This is a genomic window from Nocardia amikacinitolerans NBRC 108937 (assembly GCF_001612615.1).
Lineage (GTDB): Bacteria > Actinomycetota > Actinomycetes > Mycobacteriales > Mycobacteriaceae > Nocardia > Nocardia amikacinitolerans.
The window spans coordinates 82,938-97,680 of record NZ_BDAU01000011.1; the positions used below are offsets into that span (position 1 = coordinate 82,938).

Consider the following 14,743-nt stretch of genomic DNA (forward strand, 5'->3'; position numbering starts at 1 on the left):
GTTCTGGGAAAGGAGCCGGCGAGTGTTCAACCGCATCGCCATCGTGAACAGGGGAGAGGCCGCCATGCGCCTCATCCACGCAGCTCGAGATCTGGCAGCGGAAACCGGGCTACCGATCGAAACCGTCGCTCTGTACACCGACGTGGACCGGAACGCGACGTTCGTGCGGGAGGCCGACATCGCCTACGACCTCGGTGCGGCGTCCGCGCGCCCGTACCTGGATCTCAAGGCGCTCGAGCGCGCGCTGGTGGCGACCGAGGCCGACTCCGCCTGGGTCGGTTGGGGTTTCGTCGCGGAGGACCCGGCGTTCGCGGAGCTGTGCGAGCAGATCGGCGTCACCTTCATCGGCCCGAGCCCGGAGGCGATGCGCAAGCTCGGCGACAAGATCGGCGCGAAGCTGATCGCCGAGGAGGTCGGCGTGCCGGTCGCGCCGTGGAGCCGCGGTGCGGTCGAGAACGTGGACGCCGCCCTGGCGTCCGCGGCCGAGATCGGCTACCCGCTGATGCTGAAGGCGACCGCGGGCGGCGGCGGCCGCGGTATCCGCGTGATCACGAACGAAGCCGAACTCGTCGACGCATACGAGCGCACCCGGCAGGAAGCCGCCCGCGCCTTCGGCAGCGGCGTGGTCTTCCTGGAGCGGCTGGTCACCGGCGCCCGGCACGTCGAGGTGCAGGTGATCGCGGACGGCCAGGGCACCGCGTGGGCGCTCGGCGTCCGCGACTGCTCCGTGCAGCGGCGCAACCAGAAGATCATCGAGGAGTCGGCGTCGCCGGTGCTGCTCCCCGAGCAGGCGGCCGAGCTCAAGGCCTCGGCCGAGCGGCTGGCCATCGCCGTCGGCTACCGCGGCGCCGCGACCGTGGAGTTCCTGTACCACCCCGGTGACAAGCAGTTCGCCTTCCTCGAGGTCAACACCCGCCTGCAGGTCGAGCATCCGATCACCGAGTCCACCACCGGTTTCGACCTGGTCAGGGCCCAACTGGTCGTCGCGTCCGGCGGCAGGCTCGAGGGCGAACCTCCCGCGGAGCGCGGGCACGCCATCGAGGCCCGGCTCAACGCCGAGGACCCCGACCGCGATTTCGCGCCCGCCCCCGGTCGCATCGCGCGGCTGGATCTGCCTGCCGGACCGGGCATCCGCGTCGACACCGGAGTCAGCGAAGGCGACACGATTCCCGCCGACTTCGACTCGATGATCGCGAAGATCATCGCCTACGGCCGCGATCGTGACGAGGCCCTTGCCAGGCTGCGCAGGGCGCTGACGCAGACCAGGGTCGTCATCGAGGGCGGCGTGACCAACAAGAGCTTCGTGCTCGACCTGCTGACCCAGCCCGAGGTACTCGATGCCAGCGCCGACACCGGCTGGATCGACCGTGTTCGCGCCGAAGGCCGTCTCGTCTCGCACCGCCACTCCACCGTCGCGCTGGCCGCTGCCGCCATCGACGCCTACGAGGAGGACGAGCGGGTGGAGCGGCATCGTCTGCTGTCCACGGCGTCCGGCGGGCGGCCCCAGGTGCAGCACGAGAGCGGCAGGCCACGCGACCTCAAGTTGCGCGGAGTCGGCTACCGCGTGCGCGTCGCACGCATCGGCGCCCATCGGTTCCGTGTGGGTGTCGAGGCGGCTGGCGATATCCGCACCGCCGACGTGGATCTCGAACGCTTCGATCGGCACTCCGGGCAGATCGTCGTCAACGGCGCCAGGTACCGCTTGATCACCGGCACGCACGGCCCCATCCACATGGTCGACGTCGACGGTGTCGCGCATCGGATCAGCCGCGACGAGGGCGGCGTCGTCCGCTCCCCGGCCCCCGCACTCGTCGTGGCCGCGCCGCTGGAGATCGGCGACGAGGTCGAGGCGGGCGCGCCGGTCCTGGTGCTGGAAAGCATGAAGATGGAAACCGTGCTGCGCGCGCCGTTCCGTGCCCGGTTGAAGGAGTGCGCTGTTTCCGTCGGCACGCAGGTCGAGACCGGCGCGCCCCTGCTGCGGCTGGAACCGCTCGCCGAAGACGACGAGGACTCGGGCGCCGCGGCGGCCGGATCGGTCGAGCTGGATCTGCCCGGCGAGCCCGCCTCGGTTCAACCGCATGTGCGCCTGACCCGCGGCCAGCAGGATCTGCGTAGCCTGCTGCTCGGCTTCGATGTCGACCCGCACGACGACCGCCGGGTGGTCGACGACTACCTCGTCGCGCGCCGGGCCGCCATCGCCGACAATCGCAGGCCGCTCGCCGAGGAACTCGAGCTCGTGCAGGTGTTCGCCGACCTCGCCGAACTGAGCCACAACCGGTCCTGGGACGAGGACGGCGGCCAGAGCCACGTCCACAGTGCCCGCGAGTACTTCCACACCTACCTGCAGAGCCTCGACGTCGAGCGGGCCGGACTGCCCGCGTCGTACCAGGCCAAACTTTCCAAGGCGCTCGCGCACTACGGCGTGACCGATCTGGAGCGCACCCCCGAGCTCGAGGCCGCGGTCTTCCGGATCTTCCTCGCCCAGCAACGTCCGGCCGACACCGTCACGATCATGACGACATTGCTGCGCGAGTGGCTGCGGGAGCCGGTGCCGGACCGCGCGCTGCGCGAGCCCGTCGGTCTGACGCTGGAGCGGCTGGTGGCCGCGACGCAGGTGCGCTTCCCCGTGATCGCGGACCTCACCCGCGGGGTGGTGTACGCCTGGTTCGGCCAGCCGCTGCTGCGGCGCAATCGCGCCCGCGTGTACGCCGACGTGCGCAAGCACCTGAACCACCTGGACGCGCACCCGGACGCCCCCGATCGCGGTGAGCGCCTCGCCGAGATGGTGCGCAGCACCGAGCCGCTGGTGCGGCTGCTCGGCCAGCGGCTGGCGCGCGGAAGCGCGGACAACTCGGTCATGCTCGAGGTGCTGACCCGGCGGTACTACGGCAACAAGGGCCTCGCCGACGTGCGGACCCGCGAGGTCGGCGGCTGCACGTTCGTGATCGCCGAGCGTCGTGGCCTGTCCCTTGTCTCGGCCGCCGTGCGCTTCGACGCCCTCGCCACCGTCCTGCGTGGGCTCGCCGAACTGGCGAGCGGCGCCGCGTCCATCGAGGCCGACATCTACCTCGGCTGGGAGAAGCAGCCGGAAGACTTCGACGCGATGGCCGAGGCTTTGCAGGAGGTGCTCAGCGCACAGCCGCTGCCGAATCAGGTGTCCCGCATCACCGCGACGGTCGCCGGTAGCGGCGGCGCGGTGATGCACCACCACTTCACCTTCCGCCCGTCGGCCACCGGATTGGCCGAGGAGCGACTGATCCGCGGCTTGCACCCGTACATCGCGGAGCGGATGCAGTTGAAGCGGCTGCGCAAGTTCGACCTCACCCGCCTGCCGTCCTCGGACGAAGAGGTCTACCTGTTCCGCTGCGTCGCGAAGGAGAACCCGTCGGACGAGCGACTCGTCGCGTTCACGCAGGTCCGTGACCTGGCCGCACTGCGCGAGCAGGATGGCAGGCTGCTCGCGCTGCCGACGGCCGAGAGCACCATCACCGCCTGCGTCGACGCGATTCGGCGCGCGCAGTCCCGGCGGCCGTCGGGCAAACGCCTGAACACCAATCGGATCGTGATGTACGTCTGGCCGCCGCTCGACCTCACCCGCGCGGAGTTGGAGTCGATCATCGAGCGAGTGGAAGCCACGACCGTGGGCGCCGGTCTGGAGGAGTTGCTGCTCATCGCGCGCCAGCCCGATCCGGAGACCGGCGAGTTGGTCAAGATCGTCGTGCGGGTCGCCTTCGACGTCACCGGCGGCACCACGGTGACCATCGGGGAACGGACCGACGAGGTAGTCGAGCCGCTCGACGCGTACCGGCAGAAGGTGCTGCGCGCAAGCAGCCGCAACACCGTGTACCCGTACGAACTGACCGGGCTGCTCGGCGAATTCGCCGAATACGACCTCGACGACACCCACACGCTCGTCCCGGTCGACCGACCCAAGGGACGCAACACAGCCGCGCTCGTCGCCGGTGTGGTCACCACGCCGACCGAGCAGCATCCCGACGGCGTCACCAGGGTGGTGTTGCTCGGTGATCCCACGAAATCGCTCGGCGCGCTGTCCGAACCGGAATGCCGCCGAGTGATCGCCGCGCTGGACCTCGCCGAACGGATGCGGGTTCCGCTGGAGTGGTACGCGCTGTCCTCGGGCGCCCGGATCTCGATGGAGTCGGGCACCGAGAACATGGACTGGGTGGCGGCGGCGCTCAAGCGGATCGTCGAGTTCACCCAGGACGGCGGCGAGATCAACATCGTGGTCGCGGGTATCAATGTCGGCGCCCAGCCGTACTGGAACGCCGAGGCGACGATGCTCATGCACACCAAGGGCATCCTGGTGATGACGCCGGACTCCGCGATGGTGCTCACCGGCAAGCAGTCGCTGGACTTCTCCGGCGGTGTGTCCGCCGAGGACAACTTCGGCATCGGCGGTTACGACCGGGTGATGGGCCCCAACGGCCAGGCCCAGTACTGGGCGCCGAATCTGCTCGCCGCACGCGATGTGCTGATGTCGCACTACGACCACACCTATGTGGCTCCCGGTGAGCAGTCGCCGCGGCGGTCGGCGACCGCCGACCCGCTCGATCGCGACGTCTGCGACTTCCCGCATGTCATGGCGGACAGCGACTTCACGACCGTCGGCGAGATCTTCTCCGCCACCGCCAACCCGGACCGCAAGAAGCCCTTCGACATCCGCACCGTGATGCGGGCGCTCTCCGACCAGGACCACCCGGTGCTGGAACGCTGGGCGGGCATGGCCGACGCCGAGACCGCGGTGGTGCAGGACGCGCGGCTCGGCGGCATCCCGGTGTGTCTGCTCGGCATCGAATCCCGAGGCGTGCCGAGGCGCGGCTTCCCGTCCACCGACGGCCCGGACACCTACACGGCGGGCACGCTGTTCCCGCGGTCGTCGAAGAAGGCGGCGCGAGCCATCAACGCGGCCAGCGGCAATCGGCCCCTTGTGGTATTGGCGAACCTGTCGGGCTTCGACGGCTCACCGGAATCGATGCGGAAGTTGCAGCTCGAGTACGGCGCCGAGATCGGTCGCGCGATCGTCAACTTCCAAGGCCCCATCGTGTTCTGCGTGATCTCCCGCTACCACGGCGGCGCGTTCGTGGTGTTCTCGAAGGCGCTGAACCCGAACATGACCGTGCTCGCGCTGGAAGGTTCGTTCGCCTCGGTGCTCGGCGGCGCACCGGCGGCGGCGGTGGTGTTCTCCGGTGAGGTCGACGCTCGCACCGCGGCGGATCCCCGAGTGCGGGAACTGGAGGCGCGGGCAGCGGACGCGACCGGCGCCGACCGCATGACCCTGACCGCGGAGCTCGACGAGATCCGCTCGTCGGTGCGCGCCGAGAAGCTCGGTGACGTCGCGGCGGAATTCGATCGCGTGCACGATATCCAGCGCGCCGTCGAGGTCGGTTCGGTGGACGCCATCATCAGCGCCTCCGACATGCGCCCACGCATCATCGCCGCCATCGAGGCGGGTCTGCCTGGGTGATCCTTCGGACCGGTTGCTCGCTGTGGTCGGCAGCGAGCAACCGGCACGGCACCGAGAACACCGACGAACCGATCAGCTGGTGTCAGCATTCACGATCGACCGCATCCGCTGTGCGACAAGGTTTTCAATGCCGAGCCGTGGTCGATCGTTCGGTGCTTCAATTCTGTGGTGAGAATTCGCAGGCTACTCGAGATGGCGGGTGTCGCGGTGACCGACCTGCCCGGCGAGTACGCGAGGCCGGGCAAGGTCCGCCGCATCGGATTCGTCGAGGATCATCAGGCCATGGCCGTGGGCTTGGCGGCTATTCTGTCCCAGCAGCCGGACCTGACCGTTGTGGCCTTGGCGCCGACCGTTCCGAAATTGCTTGCTCAGACAACGGAAATGGATCTGGCGATCCTCGACTTGCGGCTGCCGGACGGCTCGAGCCCGCACGCCAACGTCGAAGCGCTCCGGCAGCACGGCATCGACTGCCTTGTCTACACCACTGGCACAACGGGGGATTGGCGTGACCTGGTCCGGTCGGCCGCTCGGGCAGGCGTTTTGGGCGTCGCTCTGAAGAACGAGCCGATAGATCTGACGATCGCGATGATCCGCGCCGCGGCCTCGGGCAGGCAAGTCGCCACGATGGCGTGGGCGGCCGCCATCGATACCGATCCGGCGTTGCCGAAGATCGATCTTCCACCGCGGCAACGACAGGTGCTCGAGCTGTATGCGAACGGCGAGACAGCCGGGGCGGTGGCCCGCAAACTCGGTCTGTCCGACCACACGGTCAACGACTATCTGGCCCGAATCCGTCGGCGATACGCGGAAGCCGGTCGGCCGGTTCGTTCTCGCATCGACCTGTACAGGGAGGCGGCCAAAGATGGCTTCATCAAAGGTGACCGCCCCGCCTCCGAGTAAGACAGCGACGCCCAGACCGGTCCACGGTCCCGAGCGCAGCGCTGAGGATCGGCTCGTCCGCGGCGCAGGCTTGTTCGTTGGGACGGGTGGACTGTTCTACGCCGCACTCACGGTACAACCGGCGCTGTCGCAGACGCACCTCGCCGCGACATGGTGGACGCCAACGGCTTTGGCGGTGATCTACCTACCGCCCGCCCTGATGGTGCTTACGGCATGGCTGTGGCGACTGAGCTGGCTGCGATCCGCGGTAACGGCATTCGCGGGCGGGTACGGCGTCGCGATCGTGTCCTGGTTTCTGGTTCGCACCGGTCACACGGTCGGTAATGAAACGACACTCTGGATCGTCTGGATGCCCGGGCTTCCCGCCGTCGCGATGTGCCTGTTCTGGCGCCGAGTGCCGTTCGTGTACTTGGCGATCGTCTGCGCGTTCAGTCAGCTCGCGACGATGCTGGTCCGCACCGACTACGACCGCAGCTTGCTGGTCAGCGACATCCTGTTCGCGGTCTCCTACTCGGCGTTGCCCGCCGCGGCCTGTGTCGGCCTGATCAGGACCGGCCGCATGCTCGACGAGACAGCCCATGCCTTGACGGCAGCGGCCGCCGACAACGCCGCCGCCGAGGCGCGTCGCTTCGAGCGGCGTCGCTTCGACGGCCTCACTCACGACGGCGTGATCGCGACGCTGCTCCAGGCCTCGCGCGCGGCCAATACCCCGCTGCTGGCCGGCTACGCGCGGTCCACGCTGGAGAGTCTGGACGGCTTGCGTTCCGCCGGCGAGCCGACCGAGCACGTGGACACCGATCGATGGGTGGCGAACCTCCGCGCCGTTGTCGCCGACATCGATGACACGGTGCCGGTGCGGGTGAACGAATCCCCGGATCGCCTCGACACGCTACCGGGCGTGGTGGCGACGATGCTGATGAGTGCGACAGGGGAAGCTTTACGCAATTGGCAGCGGCATGCGAGCACGCCCGCACGACGGGCCGCGTGTGAGGTGGCCGTCACCGTCGAGCGGACAGCGGTGACGGTCGATGTGACAGACGACGGTGTCGGCTTCGACACCACCGCTGTGCCTTCCGTTCGGATCGGCTTGCGCGCCAATATCATCGAGGGATTCGCCGACCTACCAGGCGGCTGGTCCAGGATCGATTCCCTGCCGGGCCGGGGCTGTCGTGTCTGCGTCGGATGGGCGACGACGTGACCCCGCAGCACCAGGCCGACCCCCAAGATGTCCGCGATGTTCTCGGCATGCGGACACCGGCGGCATGGGGGCTGTACGGCACGTCTGGGTCATGGCGGTGACGGCCGCTGTCCTGGCGGTGGCGGGCCTCGGTGTCATCGTCGCGCCGGGCGATCCGCTGCTGCGGCGCTATGCGGCGCCGATGGCGGCGGCAGCGCCGATCGCAGCTGCCCTTGGGCTCTCTCAGCTACCTGTGCCGATCGCGAGCGCAACCCAAATGTGGTTCCTCGGCGCAGCATCCGCCTATCTCAACTTCATGTGCATTCGGGCCGCTTCGGTGTGGGCTTGGGCGGCGCTCACCGTGCAGATCGTCGTCTGCGGGCTGTGGGCGGCGCGCACCGGCCAGGGGTTCATGACGGGGGTCGGATTCTCGTTCATCAACGCCGCGCCTTTGTTGATGGCCACCTTCTTCTCCCGCGTCGTACGGCCGATGGCGCAGTCGATCCTGAGCTTGCGAAGGCAGGCGGCCGAGCGGTCGGCGGCGGAAGCCGCTGCCGAAGCGGGTCAGCGAGAACGCGACTCGCGCTTGACCCACCTCGACAACGCCGCCCGGCCCCTGCTGGAAATCATCGCGAGCGGAAGGCCGCTCACACTCGGCGAACAGGAGCAATGCCAGCTGCTCGAAGCCGAACTACGCGATGAGATCCTCGGTGGCCGCATGGTCGACCGCGACGTCGTCGCGGCGGCCAGGAAGGCCCGCGGACGCGGCGTGACAGTGGTGCTCGACGATGGCGGCGGTCTCGACGAGGCCGACGTGGAGCTGGAGAGCGTGGTCCGCTCGGTGGTGCGCCGAGCGCTTGACCACGCCGATTCCGGCGAAGTGATCGCGCGAATCCTGCCTCCGGGACGTGGCCTGGTGGCGTCGGTGCTGCTGCGTGGGGCGACCGAACTCCGGGTCGAGGTGGAGCCTGCGGGCACAGTTCGGTCGGACCTCGACGCGAAGATCTTTAGCGAAGCGAACCGAGACCCCGAACTTGCGGGCTGAGAAGTCGCGGATTTTTGGCTTCGCCGAAAAGACGTACGGTGATTCCACCGGGGCGTGACTGCTTCTGGCCAGAAATTCGTTCGCTGCCGATATTCCTTGTGCGGGGCTCATTCGGAGGGAAGTTCGGCGTATGGAGGAAACGTATGTTCGAAAAGATTCAGCTGCAGAAGATCATGAGCACATTGAAACTGCAGAATCCGCACATCAGCGAAGCGCAATGGGCTGAGACGGAGGCACGTCTGGCCGAGCGTATAAAGAACGTCTCGCCGCCGACGATCGCGCTCATCGGACTTTCCGGTGTAGGCAAGTCGTCGACCATCAACGCATTGTTCAACGCCGGCGTGGAAGTCAGTCATCACCGGCCGTGCACCCGGGTCGCGCAGCCCATCGAAGGCGACCTGTACGAGTACACCGGCCGCAAAGGAAGCATCATCGTCTACGATATGCCGGGACTCGGCGAGAATCTCCTGGCCGACGAGACGCACTACGCGACTTATTCGACGGTGTTGCCGAACGTGGACGTGGCGATCTGGGTCATCGATGCGCCGAGCCGGGTGATATCGCCGATCCAAGTAGCGCTGCGGAGATTGCGTGAAGAAAATGGCAACGCGCTGGTCGACAAGATAGTATTCGCGGCGAACAAGATCGACCGGATAGATCCGGGCGAAGAGGCCTGGATACGTCAGGCGAACGTCCCGAGCAAGCAGCAGCAGCGAACGATCGAGCTGTACGAGAAGTTCTTGCGCGATGCGCTGAAGAACGAGATCAGCAGGGCGAAGGACAGCATCGTCTGCTACTCGGCGAAGCGCCGATACAACCTCGAGCTGCTGCTGGAGAAGGTGGGCAAGCACGCGCCCGACGATCGAGCGTGGCTGCTGGGCAGGGTGGCCGACGTGGCCGACTTCCGGGAATTCGTCGACCCGCGACTGCTCGGGTGGATCGAGGCGAACCGGGATCACCTGAGCCAGTCCAAGGGCAGGCGGTGATCTCGTGGCGCAGATGATCGGCCCTGACGACCCGGAATGGGAGGAGGTCGCCGCTCGGCTCTACGACTTCATGGGGGAGATGGACAGGAGTCACGCCAGGCGTCTGCAAGCGGACGAGATTTCCTTCCGTAGGTTCTGCGCCTACGCCTTGGAGCAGATTTCCGCAAAACTCGGTTACGCCATCGCGAATATCGACGAATTCGTTCGCGACATGAGCTGGGCCGCGAGGAAGGGTTTTCAAGGGGGAGTGGAACGAGCTCGGAAAAATAGGCTGCGGCAGTCATGATGTCGTCGATATATCTTCCGCTCCCGTTCCCCGCATGCCCGTCGTGTGCTCTTTCTTGGGCGACCTGTGCACATCGAAATTGCGGTGGTGAAATCGAAGTCGAACCGGTGACGCGTTCGGTGCGGTGCCAGGCATGCCGCGGCGCCTGGAACATCATGGCCTCGGTGTTCTATTGTTCGTGCGGTCATAGTTTCTCGGCCTCGGAAGTAGCCGAGGCGATAGACGGTCTCATGGACACCTGTCGGCGCTTGCTCACCTTCATCGACGAGACGAGCAGATCGGACGCGCAATTCCGCGCACGTACCGACAGCAGTCTGCGGCGATTCGTCAGCGAGGTCTTTTACGCGCTGGGCGACGCGGCCGGCTTCGCGATCGGAAAACTGCTCGGTCGTTTCTTGTAACAGAAAAGGAAGAACGATGAAATTCATCTCGGTGGTCGTCATTGCGGCGGCGGCCGTCTGGGCTGTCCTGGTCGCGGGTCCGGCCCATGCGCATACGACGCAGACACCCGCGACACCGTCGAACGACGGCCCGCACCCGTGGGCGGTGCATCCCTCCGAATCGAGCGCGTGCTCCACCCCGGGGATCAGTGTCTCGTCGGTGTTCTTGATCTACGACTTCAATCACGCATGCAAGCACCACGACGGCTGCTACGAGGGTTTTCCGCCCAACGGCAAGCCGACGCACTGGGTCAGCCGCAAGCAGTGCGACGACTGGTTCCTCGGCGACATGTGGCACTCCTGCCAATCCTCATGGGACCAGCGGAGCTGCCTCAGCTGGATGGCAACGTACTACAACGGCGTCAGGATCGGCGGCGGCCCCGGCTACCGTGGACCTGTCAATAATTGAGCCCATCGCTGATGCGTGCAGCCGCCCCGGTCCGGCCGGGGCGGCTGCATTAGCTCGATGCCTTGGGCACCGGGTCCATGTCGGTCAGGCCTGCCTCGGCGGCGGCCTGCGGGGACACCGCCGCGACGGCCGATTCGAGCGGTTTACCGACCGCGGGCGGGGAATGGGCTGGACCATGGATGCGGGCGGTGCGATGTGCGCACTGCGTCTCTTCCGTTGTGTTCCGCGATCTATGTCCGCCACACAGGAGGAACGAAATGACTACCCCGAACTCTCGTCGCCCCGTCGGCATCGCTGTTGTCTTCACCGCTATGGCCGCGGCCTCGGTGGTGGCTGCCGCTCCCGCGCTCGCCGCCACGACTCTCGACATCATCGGCGCCGGATCGAACATGATCCAGGTCGACTACAGCTGCGACGACTCCGCCGGGGTGGTGAGCATTCAGGCGATGATGGGCGACCCGAACGCCGACCGTCCCGCCGCCCAGGGCATCCAGAGCTCCGTCGACTGCGACGGTTCCCCGCAGAGCACCACCGTCCCGCTGACGGCGGATCCCAGCCAGCCCCAGCCGACCTCGGGTTCCGAAGCACAGGTGCGGGTGGCGCTCGTCGACCGCGACGGCATCGTGATCTCCGGGCAGGCGAAGAAGTTCACCGTGCCGTAGTGGCGGGTCCGCGGGGCGACGAGATCGCCGCGTCCTGAGCGGCGCCATGCCGGGTCGCCGTCGACGCCGATCTCGGTCCAGTCGCTCCTGCAGACCTCGCGAGTCTGGCTGTCCGGCAGGGGCACACGGGCGGAGGGCTTGCAATCAGCCGCGGAGCGAGGACCCGGCGGCGATCGCACCCGATCGCGGATAGTCTCCGGCCACCGCACCCTTCCGGCGCGAAAACCACTCTCCGGCAGCAACTTTCGGGCCAACCTGTGGACGTTGGCGAAACCGGGTTCGGCTTGCGTATGGCCGAATGTCCACTGCCGCAAGGCCTATCGCCGTAGAATGGTCCATGGCGAGCGAGCGCTAGGGCAGTCGTCGATGCCCACCACCGAGGTGAAGGTGACGCCGAGTTGCCTGTCTCGCCAACACGTCGGGCGGCGAGGTCACCATCGGATGGCATTCCGACCGCGCCTCCTGGCGAAGTCGCACATCAATACCAACGATAACTACGACGAAGCAGGAGTTCACCTATCGCACGATAACAACGGCATTCCTCGCCCCAGCGCTGATAGCCGGGCACCTTCTGCTCAGCAGGGTATGGAGGGACGAATCGCTATTGTTTTCCTGCGCCCACACGAGCCGTCGAACTTCTCGACGATTGTCCAGTCTCGGAAACCAACGCCTGGACTCGGCTACTGCTGGCCTGAACAGAGAAATGGCAACGGATCGGTGACGCGACAGCCGTTGCCATGTATGCCCGGGTCGGTGGACGTTTGCGCGCCAGCAGCCGGCGACGATACTCGGCACGCTGGTTGCGTTCGCCCGATTGCGAATCCTTGTGCATCGAGAAATGCTTACCGACCGGACGACCTGTCCGACTTGATAGTTCGATTGCTGAAATATAGCCTTTGGCACAGCAAATTCTTCGCACCTTGTCACTTGTACGGTGGCTATTGACAGCGTATCTGTGGTCAGGCAACCTTGATCTACGCAGTAGTTCCACCTTAAATGATCTTTCTCGAGCTTATCCAGCCACCGAGTGGATCACTGCCCGGACGCCTGATCGAACATCTTGTAGGGGGCTCGCGTGGGTGCAAATAAATCCGATACAAAAGACACAGAATTCGCCGTCGTGGAGAACGATCTCGACAATCTCGAGTATTCGCTTGTCGAAAGCCCCGACGATGTATTCGACGACAGTTTCGAGCCGCAAGTCTGCGACATCTCGGACCTCGACGGCGATGCGGCGGCACAAGCTCGATTCATCGATCGACTCGGCTCGGCAATGGCGGACGTCGGACTCGCTATCTTGATCAACCACGGAGCCGAAGCGGTTCTTCCGAGAGCCGCAGACGCGGCACTGCAGATGTTCACGACGACGCCCCTCGAACAAAAGCTGAGGTTCGTCGCGTCGGACTGCACTTTCGGAGAGCCGTTACAGATGGGGTACATTCCGCTCCAGGAAAGTACGCCTTCGCTGCCGAATTCGGTAGAAGCGTGGGAACTCGACAAAGCGGCTTTCCGTATTCCGGGGGAAGATGCGGAAAAGGCTCTCACCTTTTGGCCGGACGAGCGATTCGAAGTCGCGCTGCGGCCCTATTGGCAGGCTTGTGAGCGGCTGGTGCTTCCGCTCGTGCACGCGATGTTCCGATATTTGGGCGTCGACCCTTCGTTGTACGACGATGAACTTTCTCCACCGAACAGCGTGCTGAGGTTCAATCACTACCCGCCGATCGACGATGCCGAGGCAGATTCCGGAAAGACGGGCCGTGTGATCGCCCACGAGGACTATGGTTTGATCACGCTGCTGCCGGCCACCCCGGTCGAGGGACTTCAGCTCTACCACCCTCGGAACAAGACGTGGAGCAGGCTCCGTGCGCCGGCCGGGTCTTTTGTATTGAACAGCGGCGACTGGCTGAAAATGATCAGCAACGACCATTTCCATTCCTGCACCCATCGCGTCAGCGTGCCTCGCGACCGCGCCCAGCGGGCCGTGCCGCGCCTCACCATTCCGTATGTCGTTCATCCACACGAAGCGTCGATCGTGGAAGTATTGCCGGGCTTCCAGCCGAAATATCAGCCCATCAGTGGCCGGGATTTCATGATGAGGCTGGCAGCCAGGTATCTGGACCGCTGAGATCTTCGGCGCTCGGATCGACGTACCGGCAGCTCGGTGGTGAAAGGTCCCGGACTGTCTTGCCCACTCGACGCAGCGAGCAAAATCATCGCCCGTTGACGGCGCTAATTCTTCTGGAGGGGACAACGTGGATATCGACAATGTCAACAAGGAACTCCGCAAGTTCGGGGTGGTGGACAAAGACCTCGACTACACGCTCGAGGAAAGCCCCGACGACGTGTTCGACGACAGTTTCGCCGCGCCGGTCTGTGATATGTCCGACCTGAAAGGCGATGCGACCGCCCAGAGGCGCTTCGTCGATATGCTCGGTCGAGCCATGGAGGATACCGGGCTCGCGATATTGATCAACCATGGAATCGATACCGACTCGCTTCGGGCCACCGATGCCTGTGCATTGGAACTGTTCACCTCGGTGCCCGAGGAGCAGAAGCTGAAATTCGCCGCGACGGACTACGTGTACGGCGGAGCGTTCCGTCGTGGGTACTTCGCGGTCCAACAGTGGACACCGACGCGGCCGAACGCCGTGGAAGCGTGGGAGTTCTTTCGCGATTCCTTCCGTCTGCCCGGCGAGGACTACGACAAGGCCTTGACCTTCTGGCCGGATGAGAAGTTCGAAGCTGGGTTGCGGCCGTATTGGCAGGCGTGCGAGGAATTGACTCTCCCGCTCGTGCGGGCCTTGCTCCGGTATCTGAACATCGATCCGTCGATCTACGACGAGGAACTCTCACCACCGAATGGCGTGCTGAGGATCAACCACTACCCGGCCTTCGAAGGCCGAGACAGTGGTGCCGAGAACCCTGGTCGTTTCATGACCCACGAAGACTACGGCCTGATCACCTTGCTGCCGACCAATCCGATCGAGGGATTACAGGTTTTTCACCCTCAGCGCAAAACCTGGAGCAGGGTCACCGCCCCCGAGGGGTCCATGATCTTGAACAGCGGCGATTGGCTCCAAATGGTCAGCAACGATCGTTTTCGGTCGTGTTCGCATCGTGTGTGCGCGCCCCGGGAGCCCGGGCACCGGGCGGTGTCCCGGATCTCTGTTCCTTATCTCGTTCTGCCCCGCGAAGCTTCGGTTCTCGAGGTCTGGCCGGGCTGCAGCCCGAAGTACAGCCCCATCGGCGCCAAGGACTTCATGGCGAAGCTGGCCGGCAAATATGTGGACTACGACGCATAGACGCGTTCCGGGCGAGATCTCTTCCTGACATTCGGTTCGAGCTTGTGCGTA

General features: G+C 65.7%; 11 protein-coding genes. All 11 read left to right on the forward strand.

What is annotated here, in order from left to right; all coding sequences use genetic code 11:
- Positions 1 to 22 precede the first annotated feature (22 nt).
- The 11 genes from NAM01S_RS10590 to NAM01S_RS10635 all read left to right on the forward strand — a co-directional run bounded on the left by NAM01S_RS10590 (position 23) and on the right by NAM01S_RS10635 (position 14,692).
- Positions 23 to 5,485, forward strand: a complete 5,463-nt coding sequence (locus NAM01S_RS10590) for an ATP-binding protein (RefSeq protein ID WP_067783156.1) — start codon at positions 23 to 25, stop codon at positions 5,483 to 5,485.
- 192 nt (positions 5,486 to 5,677) lie between these two features.
- Positions 5,678 to 6,385 carry a response regulator transcription factor gene (locus NAM01S_RS10595; protein ID WP_067783159.1) on the forward strand — a complete coding sequence of 236 codons (708 nt, stop codon included), beginning with the start codon at positions 5,678 to 5,680 and terminating at the stop codon, positions 6,383 to 6,385.
- 70 nt (positions 6,386 to 6,455) lie between these two features.
- Positions 6,456 to 7,583, forward strand: coding sequence for a sensor histidine kinase (locus NAM01S_RS10600; protein ID WP_253798799.1), 1,128 nt, complete (start codon positions 6,456 to 6,458; stop codon positions 7,581 to 7,583).
- Between the two features lie 64 nt (positions 7,584 to 7,647).
- The gene (locus tag NAM01S_RS10605; protein WP_253798797.1) at positions 7,648 to 8,607 is read left to right on the forward strand and encodes a DUF8320 family protein; all 960 of its coding nucleotides are present in this window, start codon (positions 7,648 to 7,650) and stop codon (positions 8,605 to 8,607) included.
- Between the two features lie 143 nt (positions 8,608 to 8,750).
- Positions 8,751 to 9,593, forward strand: coding sequence for a GTPase family protein (locus NAM01S_RS10610; protein WP_067783168.1), 843 nt, complete (start codon positions 8,751 to 8,753; stop codon positions 9,591 to 9,593).
- 4 nt (positions 9,594 to 9,597) lie between these two features.
- Positions 9,598 to 9,879: a hypothetical protein gene (locus NAM01S_RS10615; protein WP_067783171.1), complete on the forward strand. Its 282-nt coding sequence runs from the start codon at positions 9,598 to 9,600 to the stop codon at positions 9,877 to 9,879.
- 107 nt (positions 9,880 to 9,986) lie between these two features.
- Complete coding sequence (locus NAM01S_RS34940; protein WP_157107686.1) at positions 9,987 to 10,280, forward strand: hypothetical protein; 294 nt, start codon at positions 9,987 to 9,989, stop codon at positions 10,278 to 10,280.
- Between the two features lie 16 nt (positions 10,281 to 10,296).
- Positions 10,297 to 10,728, forward strand: a complete 432-nt coding sequence (locus NAM01S_RS10620) for a phospholipase A2 (protein ID WP_067783175.1) — start codon at positions 10,297 to 10,299, stop codon at positions 10,726 to 10,728.
- A 257-nt stretch (positions 10,729 to 10,985) separates the two neighbouring features.
- Entirely contained in the window at positions 10,986 to 11,390 is a 405-nt protein-coding gene (locus NAM01S_RS10625) for a hypothetical protein (RefSeq protein WP_157107687.1), read from the forward strand.
- Positions 11,391 to 12,510: 1,120 nt separating this feature from the next.
- Positions 12,511 to 13,515, forward strand: coding sequence for a 2OG-Fe(II) oxygenase family protein (locus NAM01S_RS10630; RefSeq protein WP_067783181.1), 1,005 nt, complete (start codon positions 12,511 to 12,513; stop codon positions 13,513 to 13,515).
- A 127-nt stretch (positions 13,516 to 13,642) separates the two neighbouring features.
- Positions 13,643 to 14,692: a 2OG-Fe(II) oxygenase family protein gene (locus NAM01S_RS10635; RefSeq protein ID WP_067783184.1), complete on the forward strand. Its 1,050-nt coding sequence runs from the start codon at positions 13,643 to 13,645 to the stop codon at positions 14,690 to 14,692.
- The last annotated feature ends 51 nt before the right edge of the window (positions 14,693 to 14,743 follow it).

Coding starts and splice junctions, on each gene's coding strand:
- NAM01S_RS10595 (WP_067783159.1), top strand. CDS start 5,678: ATGGCGGGTGTCGCGGTGACCGACCTGCCCGGCGAGTACGCGAGGCCG.
- NAM01S_RS10605 (WP_253798797.1), top strand. CDS start 7,648: ATGGGGGCTGTACGGCACGTCTGGGTCATGGCGGTGACGGCCGCTGTC.
- NAM01S_RS10610 (WP_067783168.1), top strand. CDS start 8,751: ATGTTCGAAAAGATTCAGCTGCAGAAGATCATGAGCACATTGAAACTG.
- NAM01S_RS10620 (WP_067783175.1), top strand. CDS start 10,297: ATGAAATTCATCTCGGTGGTCGTCATTGCGGCGGCGGCCGTCTGGGCT.
- NAM01S_RS10625 (WP_157107687.1), top strand. CDS start 10,986: ATGACTACCCCGAACTCTCGTCGCCCCGTCGGCATCGCTGTTGTCTTC.